The sequence below is a fragment of the Ruegeria sp. G2 genome, assembly GCF_056533505.1.
The window spans coordinates 373,256-385,856 of sequence record NZ_JBQFON010000001.1; the positions used below are offsets into that span (position 1 = coordinate 373,256).

Genomic DNA, 12,601 nt, shown 5'->3' on the forward strand with positions numbered 1-12,601 from the left:
CGCCTCGTTCATACTAAAGATAATGCGCCCGGGCATAAGATATGCGCGGACGAGTCGAGTGATGTTTCAGGCAGGATGGCGGGTTTGGCGCAGTTTCTCAAGCATGTTGAGACTTCCTGCGAAGTTCAGATGATAAAGAATTTCTTTCCAATTGGCAGACTTAGCTTGCGCCAACAGCAGATTTGCAGAGGAAAGGGCACCTTTTTAGGGCCAGTGGGTCTGCTGAATAAAACACGACAGAGGATTGCTCAGCCCTCTGCCGCTGCATTCACAGATGAAGATTTGTTGTTATTTACGCGTCCCTGCGAAGCGATTCTGCCAGTCTTCACGTTGCTCATCGGTGACCTTGGCGAACAGCACATCGGGAACCGTGAAGTCGTGGCCTGCGGGTAGGGCACGCAGTGCGGCGTCGACGTCATCAGGCCAGCTAGTGTCCAGCGTGTTCATCGCGCTGAGCATTTTTGCCGAAGTTTCAGGAATAAACGGCGCGCTCAGAACCGCATAGAGTCGGATCAAGTTCAGCCCCAGCCTAACTTGAACCGCAGCCAGCGCCGGGTCTTCCTTGAAAGTTGACCAGGGGGCCGCGGCCTGCAGGTATTCGTTGCCCGCGACCCAGATCGCCCGCAACTCCTGCGCAGATTTACGCACTTCCATTGCTTCCATGTGGCCCTCATAGGCGCGGATGCGTCGGGTCAGTTCTGCGATAAGCGTTTGCTCATGCTCACCATATTCACCATCACCCGGAACGGCCTCACCGAACTTGGAGCGGCAGAACTTGGTGATCCGGCTGACAAAGTTGCCCAGAACGTCAGCGAGGTCTTTGTTGACCGATTGCTGGAAGTTTTCCCAGGTGAATTCGCTGTCGCTGCTTTCCGGCGCATGGCTCAAAAGCCACCAGCGCCAGTAGTCGGCAGGCAGAAGCTCCAGCGCCTGATCCATGAACACGCCGCGCCCTTGTGAGGTTGAGAACTGGCCGCCGTCATAGTTCAGATAGTTGAATGATTTCAGGTGATCGACCATCTTCCACGGCTCGCCCGATCCCAGAATGGTAGCCGGGAAGCTGAGCGTGTGGAACGGCACGTTGTCTTTGCCCATGAACTGGACGTAACGCACGTCATCTGCGCCTTTGTCGGTGCGCCACCAGCATTCCCACTCGGCATCGGACTTACCGTTGGCATCCGCCCATTCCTTTGCGCAGGCGATGTATTCGATGGGCGCGTCGAACCAGACGTAGAAGACCTTGCCTTCCATTCCAGGCCAGTCCTGATCGCCTTTCTTAACCGGAACACCCCAATCCAGATCGCGGGTGATCCCGCGGTCCTGCAGACCGTCGCCATCATGCAACCATTTCTTTGCAATCGAGGTGGTCAGGATCGGCCAGTCAGTCTTGCTGTCAATCCACGCATCCAACTGATCCTTCATAGCGGATTGGCGCAGATACAGGTGCTTGGTCTCGCGCACCTCTAAATCAGTCGAACCGGAAATCGCTGAGCGGGGCTCGATCAGGTCGGTCGGGTCCAACTGTTTGGTGCAATTCTCGCACTGATCACCACGCGCGCGATCATAGCCGCAATTGGGGCATGTACCCTCGATATAACGGTCAGGTAGAAACCTGCCGTCGGCGTTTGAATAAACCTGCTTCTCGCTGACCTCGCGGATCAGCCCGGCCTCATCCAGTTTGCCTGCGAAGTGCTGGGTCAGGTTACGGTTCTGATCGCTGGATGAACGGCCAAAGTGGTCAAAACTCAGACCAAAGCGTTTGGCGATGTCTGCCTGCACCGCATACATATCGGCGCAGTATTCCGCGACGGGTTTGCCCGCTTTCGCCGCAGCCAGTTCCGCAGGGGTGCCGTGTTCGTCGGTTGCGCACAGGAACATGACCTCATTCCCCCGACCACGCAGATAGCGCGCGTATAGATCGGCGGGCAACTGCGAGCCGATCAGATTGCCGAGGTGTTTGATCCCGTTGATATAAGGGATCGCCGAGGTGATGAGAATCCGAGCCATTTTGCGTTTCCAGATAACTGTCTGCGCGCCCGTCTACAGTATGTCGGCGGTTAGCAAAAGGCCGGGTTTTGCGACTCTGTGTATTTCACACTGAAATCGCGCTTAGTGCTTTTCACGCGAACCTTTCAGCAATCTGCCAATCGTAAACGAAGTACGCGGCGCATAGACGTAATTTGTCCGTTCGTCGGGCGTTGGGCGAGAGCGCATGCGGGCAAGGCCGAACACGATCAGGAATGCATGACCCAGAGCCACGAAGGCAAATAGGGCGCCAGGGCCGAACTGCTGGATCAACGTGGATGAGATGTATGGTGAGGCAATCGCCCCCAGCGCGTACCAAAACATCAGCGCCGCGGCCAGTTCCACGCGTTGTTCGGTGGTGGCAAAGTCATTTGCATGGGCTGATGAAACCGAGAAGATCGGGAATGTGGTCAGGCCGAAAAAGCCCGCTGTCAGCATGACGCCGACTGTGCCGGTTCCGCTGGCCAACATTGTGATGCCGCAACTTAAGACCGCTGCGGCCGATAACCAGATCAACACCCAGCGTCGGTCATATTTGTCGGCCAGCCAACCCAGCGGGTACTGCGCCAGCGCGCCGCCCAGAACGAATGAGGCCAGAAAGAACGCAATCTGATCTACAGCCAGCCCCACCTCCTGACCGTAAACCGGGCCGACCATTCGAAATGAGGCCGAGCTTAGGGCCGCGACGATCACTCCGGCCACTGCAAGCGGTGAGTTTTGCCACGCCAGCCGGGGCCGTAAGCGTGGTGCGTCCGGGGTTTTGGGTTGGCTCGCGCGTGTTAGCGTCAAAGGCAGTAGCGATGCGCAGCATAAGATGGCCAGAAGATTATATGAAACATAGGATGCCGGAGGCAGAACCGCGATGATCAACTGCGCGCAAAGCGAGGCGCCCAGATCTGCGATGCGATAGCTTCCCATCACACGTCCACGTGATTCATTTGTGACCTTTGCATTTAGCCACGCCTCAATCACCGTGTAGCACCCGGCAACGCAAGTGCCCGACGCGATCCGTAGGATGGCCCAAACATAGGGGTTCTCAGTCAGCGTGTGTCCCAACAACCCCATCGCACCCAAGGCGGTGCAAACGGCAAATGCGCGCGAGTGTCCGACGCTTCCCATCAGGCGCGGTGCCCACCAGCAGCCAATGAAAAAGCCGAGGAAATGCGAAGACCCCAACAGACCGATCTGTTCTGTCGAAAAGTTCAGTGTCAGGCCCGAGATCGCATCCAATGGCCCGACACCGCCGGTCGACAATTGCAATAGTATGACCGAAAGAAAAAGTGCGGCAAATGAAATGATCGTACGCATGATGGGGGCAGCTTGTCTTTATTGTCACGAATTGCGCGTGTCTATTCGACACCTTAGCGTCGTTTTTTGGCGTTCCTTGGTTAATACTGTTTAATGATTTCAGCTCGGATGTTTAAACCAATCATTGGCTGTACCAGATCAGGATAGCCTGACGCACCAAATTCGTGCCGATTAAGCGCGCCCACCAACCTTATGAACAGGTTGTCTAGATCATCCACTGCGCTGCCCGGTCTTCGATAAAGATCGGCTTTCAGCGTTACGGGACGGGTTACATCACGCACTGTCAGATCACCCGTTACTGTCGCGCCTTCCGAGATGCGACCAGTGGGTCCAAGTTGAATTTTGGTCGTGACGAACCGAATGGTTGGATATCGGGCAGCGTTCAACACGCTACTGCCTAGCATTGGACCGCGCGCAAAGGGCAATTTCGTACGAGCTCGGGCCACGTCCATCACAACATCGACCCTACTGTTTTGAAGGCGTCTCGTGTCGATTAGAATCTGCGCCGTCTGAACTGGCATCGTACCTGTTTGTGCTGTGCCAGACAGAGTGTAGGTAAATTCAACCGAGCTGCGCGCCGTTGCCAGAACGTACGGGGTGAGTGCTGCATGAGCGTCGCGCGCGAACGGTAGAGCCGCAAGGCCAGCGATGAGTGTGCGGCGCGTGAGGTCGGTCATGCCAATGCCGTGTCGCCGCGTGGCCTTGAGCGTTTCAAGAGCATCAGCAGGATGGCGATGTTCATGCCATTCCAAACGATGCCGTTGATAAAGGCGAGTTGATAGTTGCCGGTTACATCGTAGATCCAGCCGGACATCCAGCCGCCCAGAGCCATGCCCAGAATGGTCATCATCAAGACTAAGCCGACGCGCGCGCCGGCCTCTTGTGGCGGCATGTATTCGCGCACAACCAGCGCGTAGCTTGGCACGATACCACCCTGCGCCAATCCAAACAGCATGCTGACAACGTATAGCGAAACCATTCCGTCGTAGGGCAGAAACAGGAACAATGCGATACATTGCAGGGTCGAGCCGATCAGCAGCGTGGAAAGTCCACCCAATTGGTCCGCAACCAGCCCCGAGATTATTCGGCTGACCACACCTCCCAGTAGCATTAGTGACAGCATTTCAGCCCCGACCGCTGGGCCGTAGCCGAGGCCGATGCAATAGGACACGATATGGACCTGTGGCATCGACATTGCCACGCAGCAGCCGATACCCGCCAACCCGAGGATGTATTGCAGGGCGCGGGGTGAAAAGCCGACGCTCTGAGCCTTGATCTGTGCTGCTGCTGCTGCGGTGCTGTGCGCTTCGACCGGAACTTGGCGACGCAAGAGCAGTGACAGGGGTATGACAACGACCAGAGTGATGAGGGCGAGGCTCAGGTAAACCTGTTGCCATCCTTCGCGCTGTAGAATGCCCGATAACAGCGTGGGCCAGATTGCACCTGACAGATAGTTGCCGCTGGCCACCAGCGCCACAGCAACCCCGCGCCTGCGCATGAACCAATGCGAGATATCGGCGATCAGTGGTCCAAACCCGATCGATGTTCCAAGACCCAGCAACAGATGCGCGACTGAAAGGAGGGCAATGTTCGGTGCAAGGGTGGCCAGCAAATAGCTTAATGCGCTTAAGAGGGCGGCCCCGATCAGAGCCTTTGTCACGCCCAGATTATCCACCAGCTTGCCAAGCCACATGTTGCCAAAGGCAAAACCGATCATGGTGAGCGTATAGGGCATCGATGCGGCAGCTCTGCCTGCTCCAAAATCGGCCTCGATGGCGGGCATCACGACAACCACAGCCCACATACCCACATTGACCACCATTGCGATGGCCAGAGTGATCAGCAGGCGAAGCCAGGAGTATCGGCTGTCATGGATCGGATGTGTCATGCGGGCACGCTAGGGTGCAAGTTCTGCTTTGACCAGTCACAAGTTATGTGAACGTGGGTGCGTTTCCGGTTTTGATCTGTTGTAACTGCAGGCCGAAATGGGGGGCCGTCCGCGTCACGTGCCAACTGGCCGGGGGCAGGGCGCGGGCGCGGCGGCGGGTCAGGTGCCAACTGCAGGCCTCGTCCCGATAAGTCGGCTCCATATGCCAGCGCGTCTCGATCCCCTGCGCGCCGCCATCGTCAGGTGTCAGCAACAGTCCCAGAGGGGCCTGACCCGATGTGCCACCCTGTTCGGCGGCCAGATGCAACCGCCGAACAGGGGTCAGACCCGGCGGGCCGGGCAGGTCGCCGATAACCAGGGGCGCGGCACCACTGCGCAAGGCTTCTTCCATGCACCACAATAGGTCCTCGGGTTTATCAGGGCGGATCAGCAGAAACCGGGACGGGTCAGCAAAAGGTAACATGCCTTCGGGATGCAGCTGGACGACCTCCCACGCCGGGGCAATCCACATTACCGGACCCTGAGTTTGCCCCGCCACCCACAGGGCAAAACTGCGTCGAGCAGGGCCGCAGGCCTCGTGCACACGGGCCAGTTGTAGGCTGATCTGTGGGTGCAGGGCCACCCCGGGCGGGGTGCGCGCGGGCTTGCGGCCAAGAAGATGGGTGGACATGCTGATCAAACTAGCATGTTCCTACTTTGTTCTCAATTGAGGATTGCCATCAGCGCGACAAAATCAGGCGTCCGTCAGCAAACTGGATATTCGAGAACCGATGCAGATATTCCATCCCCAGCAGCGATTGATCCAGATCGCCCTCATTGATCGAGGCCGGGATATTGCGATCAGTAATCGGGCCCAGAGACAAGCTGTCCAACCGAACCGGCGCGGTGCGCACGATACCATTGGCCGTTGAGGCGCGGCCGAGATAGTTCAATTGATCCGTATCGATTCCAATTCGTTCGGCATCTTTCGGACTAATGACGATATTGCTGGCCCCGGTATCGACCAGAAAGGTTACGGCTTTGCCATTTACAAGCATCGGCAAATAGTAGTGTCCATCATACGAACGGGGCACTTCGATCCTCTGATCGGTTACGGTCAGCTGTGGGGTAGGGCTGACGGTCGAACGGATGTCATCCCACAGTCCGACTACGGCGATAACGCCAATAAAGATGAACACCCAAGCCGCGACCTGCTGCATGGTTTTGCCCAATGACTGGCGGTTTTGAGTGAAAAACCACATCAACAGGGCGGCTCCCAGCAGAACCAGATAGGTCAATCGCCCAAAATCTTCGCCGTCCATTCAATCACCCGAATACAGTTGTCTGATGCCAATATGGTGCCTCAGGAGGCGAAACCAAAGGCTTTGAGGCCATCCAGGATGAACTGAACCGATAGTGCGGCCAGCAGCATACCCAGCAGCCGTGTCAGTACGTTCAACCCGGTTTTGCCCAAGATGCGAGCAATCAGACCTCCGGCCAGAAAGAACACAAAAACAACCAGCATGACGCCCAGCATGACGGCACAGGCGGCTGCGATCCCCTGAATGCCGGGGTTTTGTCCCGCCAATAGAATGATGGTTGCAATCGACCCGGGGCCTGCGATCAACGGAATGGCCAACGGGAACACCGACGGGTCAGGATGCTCTTCCTCTTCCGCACGGTTCTCGCGCCGCTTGTTGCGCCGCTCGAACAGCATGTCGAGCGCGGTCAGGAACAACAATGCGCCGCCGGCCACTTTGAACGCAGGCATCGAGATACCAATAAAGCCCAGAACCGCCTCACCAAACGCGGCGAAGGCGATCAGGATGAAAACGGCGGTCAAGCAACTGCGAATGGCAATCTTACGGCGCGTTGCGGCATCCATGTCCTGTGTCAAAGCAACAAAGACCGGCGTAGTGCCGAACGGGTCGATCACCACGAACATCGTGGTGAAAGCGGTTATGAAAAAGGCCATGTCGATCATGCTGCGCTCTCTGCCTGTTCCAAGCGTTCTGCGGCGGCGACCCAAAGGGCCTCAGCCTTTTGCATGGCCTCGACCACCTCGGCGAACTTGCGGTTCCAGGTTTCCAGATCGTTGATCCGGTCGTCTTCATAGAGCGCCGGATCCGCCAGCTTGGCCGATAGCTTGTCGTGCATATCCGTGAGTTTCTCGACCCGATCTTCACATTTGCGCAGATCTGCGCGCAGCGCCAATACCGTCTCGCGTGATGCACGTTTGGGTTTGGCGGTCTGTGGCTTCTCTTTGACCGGTTTTTCGCGGGACAACAGAAGGGAGCGATAGGCCTCAAGATCGCCGTCGAAGGGCTTCACGTTGCCATCCGAGACCAGCCATAGCCGGTCAGCGACCAGCGACAGTAGATGCATGTCGTGGCTGACCAAGATAACCGCGCCGGAATAGGCTGTCAGCGCTTCGACCAGCGCTTCGCGGCTTTCGATGTCCAGGTGGTTCGTCGGCTCGTCAAGGATCAGCATGTGCGGTGCGTCGATTGTAGCAATCAGCAGCGACAAACGCGCCTTTTGCCCACCTGACAGACGACCGACCAGCGTTTCCGCCTGATCCGAATTCAACCCGAACCCCGCCAGGCGCGAGCGCCACTTGCCGGGTGCCTCATTCGGGCGCAGGCGGCGCAGGTGATCCAAGGGCGTTTCGTCCACATGCAGCTCATCCACCTGATGCTGCGCAAAATAGCCGATGCGCAGCTTGGAACTGCGGGTCATTTTTCCCGCCATCAGGGGCAGTCGGTCGGACAGCAGTTTCGAAAGGGTCGACTTGCCTTGACCGTTCTTGCCCAGCAAAGCGATGCGATCGTCCTGATCAATGCGTAGGTTCAGTCGTCGCAGAACCTCGGTCTCACCATAACCGGTCACGCCTCCTTCAAGCTGGATGATCGGGGGCGACAGCTCTTCCGGCTCGGGGAAGGAAAAGGCGCGCAAAGCTGCCTCTTGTGGGGTTGAGACCAGCTGGATGCGCTCAATCATTTTGAGGCGAGATTGGGCCTGTACGGCCTTTGACGCTTTGTAACGGAAACGATCCACGAAACTTTGCAGATGTGCGATGCGTGCCTTGGCTTTGGCATTTTCGGATTCGGCTTGCGCCAGACGTTCGGCGCGGCGTTCGGCAAACTTGTCGTAGGGAACCGCGTAATAGGTCAGCTTGCGGTCTTCGAGATGCAGAATTGAGCCCACCGCACGATTTAGAAGCCCACGGTCGTGGCTGATGATGATGACAGTATGTGGGTATTTCGCCAGATAGCTTTCCAGCCACAGCGCACCTTCGAGGTCCAGATAGTTGGTCGGTTCGTCCAGCAGCAGCAGATCTGGCTGAGAAAACAGCACTGCCGCCAGCGCCACGCGCATCCGCCAGCCGCCCGAGAAATCCGAACAGGGCTTCAGCTGATCTTCATCGTCAAAGCCCAGTCCTTTGAGGATCGAGGCCGCGCGCGCTTCAGCCGACCAAGCGTCGATATCAGTCAGACGTGTTTGAATCTCGGCAATCCGATCCGGATCGGTCGCGCTGTCAGCTTCGACCATCAATGAACTTCGTTCGACATCCGCTGCCAGAACGGTGTTGATCAGCGAGACATCCGACGACGGCACCTCCTGCGCCACGCCGCCGATCCGCGCGCGTTTCGGTAACGAGATATTGCCTGATTCCAGCGACAGCTCACCACGGATCAACCGGAAGAGCGTCGTCTTTCCGGTACCATTGCGCCCAACAAGGCCGACCTTGTGGCCGTCGGGAATGGTCGCACTGGCCCCGTCGAACAGGGGACGGCCCTCAACGGCATAATTTATATTCTCAATCCGTAGCATGAGGCGCTCTTATCAGAGCATCAAAGACGCCGCCAGAGGTCACCATGTTCAAGCCAGAAGCAATGTGTTAGCGCTGTTCCGGTTCGTCTTCCAAACGGTTTCGATATGCGTGCGGCTCAATCACCTCCGACCCTGATAACGCTGATCTTTGCAACGGCACTCTCGGTTCTGACACTGAACATGTTCCTGCCGTCGCTTGCGCATATGAGCGAAGATTTTGGTGTGGATTATGGCCTGATGAACGTATCTGTGGCCGGGTATCTATGTGTCTCGGCGTTCTTGCAGTTGATCGTCGGGCCGCTGTCGGATCGTTACGGGCGTCGGCCCGTCCTGCTGATCGCGATGACAATATTTGTTGCCGCATCAATCGGGTGCGTGCTGGCAGACTCGATCTGGGCATTCCTTACATTTCGGATGGTACAGGCGGCGGTGGTGGCCGGGCCAGTTCTGTCGAGCGCTTCGATCCGCGACCGATATCCCCCAAATGAAGCAGCCAGCAAACTGGGTTACGTCGCGATGGCGATGGCGCTGGCACCGATGCTTGGACCGATGCTGGGCGGTGCGCTGGACATGCTGTTCGGTTGGCGCGCCGGGTTCGTAATGTATTCGTTTCTTGGAGCAGGGGTACTGCTGCTGTTGTGGTTCGACATGGGTGAAACCAACACCAACCGATCCTCAACCTTCGCCGCGCAACTGCGCGAATACCCTCATCTGTTTCGCGCACGCAGGTTCTGGGGCTACGCCTTATGCGCTGCGTTCTCTATCGGCGGTTTTTTCAGTTTCATCACCGGCGCACCGCTGGTCGCTGCGGCCTGGTTTGATCTCAGCCCCGCCATGCTGGGCCTTGGGATCGGGATCATCACGGGCGGTTTTATGGTCGGCAACTTTGTCACCGGGCGCATCGCAAAGCGCACTCAACTCACCACAATGATCCTATTCGGTCGGATCGTGGCGTCGGTCGGGCCGTTTTGCGGCTTGCTGCTATTCATCGGCAACACGGGCTCGGTCTGGGTGTTTTTCGGTTCCGCCATCTGCGTTGGTTTCGGAAATGGTCTGACCAATGCAAATGCCTCGGCCGGGGTGATGTCGGTGCGCCCGAAACTGGCAGGCAGTGCTGCCGGCCTGTCAGGCGCACTGATCGTGGCACTGGGTGCAGTCTTGACCATGATGACCGGGACGTTCGTAAGCCCTGAAAACGGGCCTTATCTAGTGCTGAGCATGATGTGCGGCAGCAGCTTTGCGGGTCTTTTGGCAGTGCTCTATGTCCGACGGTTGGATCGTACCGACCCACTGCCTGAGGCGATCTGAGCGATAAACGATCATAACGCTTTTCATGAGACAAATACCGTGTTAGGCGGCGCGCGATGGATTTCGGCGCAGGTTTTGCGCCCTTAAGTCAAGGAGAGGCCAATATGGCACTGGAACGCACATTCTCGATCATCAAGCCCGATGCAACCCGCCGCAATCTGACTGGCAAGATCAATGCCAAGTTCGAAGAAGCTGGCCTGCGCATCGTTGCGCAAAAGCGCATCCACATGACCAAAGCCCAAGCAGGCAAGTTCTACGACGTCCATGCTGAGCGTCCGTTCTATGACGAACTGTGCGAATTCATGTCGTCGGCACCGGTTGTTGTTCAGGTTCTGGAAGGCGAAGGAGCAATTGCGAAGAACCGTGAAGTTATGGGTGCGACCAACCCCGCTGACGCGGCTCCCGGCACCATCCGCGCCGAGTTCGCCGAGTCGGTTGGCGAAAACTCGGTCCACGGTTCGGACGCTCCCGAAACTGCAGCGGTTGAGATCGCCTACTTCTTCTCGGGCATCGAGCTGGTCGGCTAATCTGTCGTCAGATCAGGGTTTAGGCCGTGGCCTCGTTGGGCGCGGCCTTTTTTGTTGCTTAGACAGGTTTGAGGTCACTTGCCGTTACACGCACGCCAACGGCATCCAGATCTGAAATCAACTGGCTTTCAGGCGCCCGACTGGTGCTGGCCTTGATCGCATCGAACCGTTCACGCAATGCCTTCTTTTCCTCGCCTTTACAGTCATTCCATGGGCGTCCTTGCAAGCCCATGACTAAGACATAGTAGCCGATGAAATGCGGGCGGGTTCCAGCCTGCAACAGGCGAGCATATGCCTCATCAGCACCAAGATCGCGCAACTCCTGAGCTGTCATAATTCCCGCCCGTGCGCAGGCCTGTTCGAACGCTGGGCCAAGATTCCGGATTGATGAAATCGGGTCAGACATGCCTTGTCTTATCCGGTCCGACGTGGCCTGTCATCTGACAAGGTTGTTTGCTGTAGTCTATTCCGCTACCCAAACGTCAGGGGAGCGAAGCATGAACGACATAAGCCTAAAGAATCTTGCGCAAAATCTAGACCTAACAAACCCGCCCGAGGGGTTTGTCGATGACCCATTTTCCTTTTACGATGCTTTGCTCGAATACGCACCGATACTGCGTCAACCAGATGGTTCCGTACTGTTGTCTCGTCATGCAGATCTGGATGCGATTTATCGCAACACGACGCTCTATTCTTCGGACAAAGAGGCAGCGTTTGGTCCGAAATTTGGAGTTGGCTCGCCGCTGTTCGAGCATCACACAACGTCGCTGGTGTTCTCTGACCCGCCGCTCCACACACGGGTGCGTAAAATCATGACCTCGGCCCTGACGCCGCGCGCAATTGCGCGGATGGAGCCGGGTTTGATCGAAACTGTTGATGTATTGCTCGACGACATGGAAGGCAAAGCACAGGTGGATCTGATTGAGGATTTTGCATCGACGATTCCGATCCAGATCATTGGTAATCTGCTGGACGTCCCTATGGATGAACGTGCACCGCTAAGGGATTGGTCTTTAGCCATTCTTGGTGCTTTGGAACCCGCTTTGACGGAGACACAACTGGAAATAGGCCACAGCGCGGTACGTGAATTTAAAGCCTACCTTCAGGACCTCGTTGCCCGTCGCCGTGCAAAACCGGGTGATCCTGAGATTGATGTTTTGACCCGCCTGATCCGAGGTGAGGGTGCAGATGAAAAATTAAGCGAAATTGAGCTGCTACAGAATTGCATCTTCATCCTGAACGCGGGTCACGAGACCACTACCAATCTGATCGGCAATGGGTTGGCATTGCTGAACGACCACCCGGAACAACGCAAACGCCTGCTGGATAATCCTGACCTGATCGCTTCGACAGTCGAGGAGGTCTTGCGCTTTCGGTCGCCCAATCAGTTTGGTAACAGGGAAACCACGGCAGAGGTTGAGATCGGGGGACATCAGATCGCCAAAGGAACGAACCTGCACCTTTGTATCGGGGCAGCGAACCGCGATCCCGAGGTCTTTCCCGACCCCACGCGTTTTGACATCACGCGCAAACCGAACCGGCATCTGGCGTTCGCAGGCGGTCCGCATGTCTGCGTTGGCCTGACTCTTGCGCGGCTTGAAGGTCGCGTGGCGCTAGGGCGATTGCTGAACCGGTTTCCTGATTACCAAGTTCAGGGACCTAGGGTGCGAGGCGGCCGCATTCGCTTTCACGGGTACGCCTCGCTGCCTGCGATTCTTTAGTTATTTCACAA

Annotated in this window: 12 protein-coding genes; 3 read left to right on the top strand and 9 right to left on the bottom strand. The window is 57.0% G+C overall.

Annotated features, from left to right (window positions below; genetic code table 11):
- Nucleotides 1-288 precede the first annotated feature (288 nt).
- The 8 genes from metG to ACR0DU_RS01860 all read right to left on the bottom strand — a co-directional run bounded on the left by metG (nt 289) and on the right by ACR0DU_RS01860 (nt 9,034).
- On the bottom strand, nt 289-2,007 hold the full coding sequence (gene metG, locus ACR0DU_RS01825) for a methionine--tRNA ligase (RefSeq protein ID WP_480454725.1): 1,719 nt from the start codon (nt 2,005-2,007) through the stop codon (nt 289-291).
- Nucleotides 2,008-2,109: 102 nt separating this feature from the next.
- Complete coding sequence (locus ACR0DU_RS01830) at nt 2,110-3,333, bottom strand: MFS transporter (RefSeq protein ID WP_010439558.1); 1,224 nt, start codon at nt 3,331-3,333, stop codon at nt 2,110-2,112.
- Nucleotides 3,334-3,413: 80 nt separating this feature from the next.
- Nucleotides 3,414-4,010, bottom strand: a complete 597-nt coding sequence (locus ACR0DU_RS01835; protein ID WP_480872160.1) for a YceI family protein — start codon at nt 4,008-4,010, stop codon at nt 3,414-3,416.
- Entirely contained in the window at nt 4,007-5,221 is a 1,215-nt protein-coding gene (locus ACR0DU_RS01840; RefSeq protein ID WP_480872162.1) for an MFS transporter, read from the bottom strand. Before ACR0DU_RS01840 ends, ACR0DU_RS01835 begins: the two co-directional genes overlap by 4 nt.
- A gap of 43 nt (nt 5,222-5,264) precedes the next feature.
- A complete protein-coding gene (locus tag ACR0DU_RS01845; RefSeq protein ID WP_480872164.1) occupies nt 5,265-5,891 on the bottom strand; it encodes an ImuA family protein in 627 nt (208 codons plus the stop codon).
- 49 nt (nt 5,892-5,940) lie between these two features.
- Nucleotides 5,941-6,522 carry a retropepsin-like aspartic protease family protein gene (locus ACR0DU_RS01850; protein WP_010439569.1) on the bottom strand — a complete coding sequence of 194 codons (582 nt, stop codon included), beginning with the start codon at nt 6,520-6,522 and terminating at the stop codon, nt 5,941-5,943.
- Between the two features lie 41 nt (nt 6,523-6,563).
- Nucleotides 6,564-7,184: a MarC family protein gene (locus tag ACR0DU_RS01855; protein ID WP_170539242.1), complete on the bottom strand. Its 621-nt coding sequence runs from the start codon at nt 7,182-7,184 to the stop codon at nt 6,564-6,566.
- Complete coding sequence (locus tag ACR0DU_RS01860; protein ID WP_480872167.1) at nt 7,181-9,034, bottom strand: ABC-F family ATP-binding cassette domain-containing protein; 1,854 nt, start codon at nt 9,032-9,034, stop codon at nt 7,181-7,183. The genes ACR0DU_RS01855 and ACR0DU_RS01860 overlap by 4 nt, the downstream gene beginning before the upstream one ends.
- Nucleotides 9,035-9,139: 105 nt before the next feature.
- Here ACR0DU_RS01860 and ACR0DU_RS01865 point away from each other — a divergent pair, with 105 nt between their 5' ends.
- Nucleotides 9,140-10,342 carry a multidrug effflux MFS transporter gene (locus ACR0DU_RS01865; RefSeq protein ID WP_480872168.1) on the top strand — a complete coding sequence of 401 codons (1,203 nt, stop codon included), beginning with the start codon at nt 9,140-9,142 and terminating at the stop codon, nt 10,340-10,342.
- Between the two features lie 104 nt (nt 10,343-10,446).
- Nucleotides 10,447-10,869, top strand: coding sequence for a nucleoside-diphosphate kinase (ndk, locus tag ACR0DU_RS01870; protein ID WP_008757405.1), 423 nt, complete (start codon nt 10,447-10,449; stop codon nt 10,867-10,869).
- 58 nt (nt 10,870-10,927) lie between these two features.
- On the opposite strand, the gene ACR0DU_RS01875 is transcribed toward ndk, so the two are convergent.
- Nucleotides 10,928-11,275, bottom strand: coding sequence for a TfoX/Sxy family protein (locus ACR0DU_RS01875; RefSeq protein ID WP_480872170.1), 348 nt, complete (start codon nt 11,273-11,275; stop codon nt 10,928-10,930).
- Between the two features lie 91 nt (nt 11,276-11,366).
- Between ACR0DU_RS01875 and ACR0DU_RS01880 the strand changes: the two genes are divergently transcribed.
- Nucleotides 11,367-12,590: a cytochrome P450 gene (locus tag ACR0DU_RS01880; protein WP_480872171.1), complete on the top strand. Its 1,224-nt coding sequence runs from the start codon at nt 11,367-11,369 to the stop codon at nt 12,588-12,590.
- Nucleotides 12,591-12,601: the final 11 nt, after the last annotated feature.

What these genes read in the sequence shown, in the direction of transcription:
- metG (WP_480454725.1), bottom strand. Translation starts at nt 2,007, where the DNA reads ATGGCTCGGATTCTCATCACCTCGGCGATCCCTTATATCAACGGGATC.
- ACR0DU_RS01830 (WP_010439558.1), bottom strand. Translation starts at nt 3,333, where the DNA reads ATGCGTACGATCATTTCATTTGCCGCACTTTTTCTTTCGGTCATACTA.
- ACR0DU_RS01835 (WP_480872160.1), bottom strand. Translation starts at nt 4,010, where the DNA reads ATGACCGACCTCACGCGCCGCACACTCATCGCTGGCCTTGCGGCTCTA.
- ACR0DU_RS01840 (WP_480872162.1), bottom strand. Translation starts at nt 5,221, where the DNA reads ATGACACATCCGATCCATGACAGCCGATACTCCTGGCTTCGCCTGCTG.
- ACR0DU_RS01845 (WP_480872164.1), bottom strand. Translation starts at nt 5,891, where the DNA reads ATGTCCACCCATCTTCTTGGCCGCAAGCCCGCGCGCACCCCGCCCGGG.
- ACR0DU_RS01850 (WP_010439569.1), bottom strand. Translation starts at nt 6,522, where the DNA reads ATGGACGGCGAAGATTTTGGGCGATTGACCTATCTGGTTCTGCTGGGA.
- ACR0DU_RS01855 (WP_170539242.1), bottom strand. Translation starts at nt 7,184, where the DNA reads ATGATCGACATGGCCTTTTTCATAACCGCTTTCACCACGATGTTCGTG.
- ACR0DU_RS01860 (WP_480872167.1), bottom strand. Translation starts at nt 9,034, where the DNA reads ATGCTACGGATTGAGAATATAAATTATGCCGTTGAGGGCCGTCCCCTG.
- ACR0DU_RS01865 (WP_480872168.1), top strand. Translation starts at nt 9,140, where the DNA reads ATGCGTGCGGCTCAATCACCTCCGACCCTGATAACGCTGATCTTTGCA.
- ndk (WP_008757405.1), top strand. Translation starts at nt 10,447, where the DNA reads ATGGCACTGGAACGCACATTCTCGATCATCAAGCCCGATGCAACCCGC.
- ACR0DU_RS01875 (WP_480872170.1), bottom strand. Translation starts at nt 11,275, where the DNA reads ATGTCTGACCCGATTTCATCAATCCGGAATCTTGGCCCAGCGTTCGAA.
- ACR0DU_RS01880 (WP_480872171.1), top strand. Translation starts at nt 11,367, where the DNA reads ATGAACGACATAAGCCTAAAGAATCTTGCGCAAAATCTAGACCTAACA.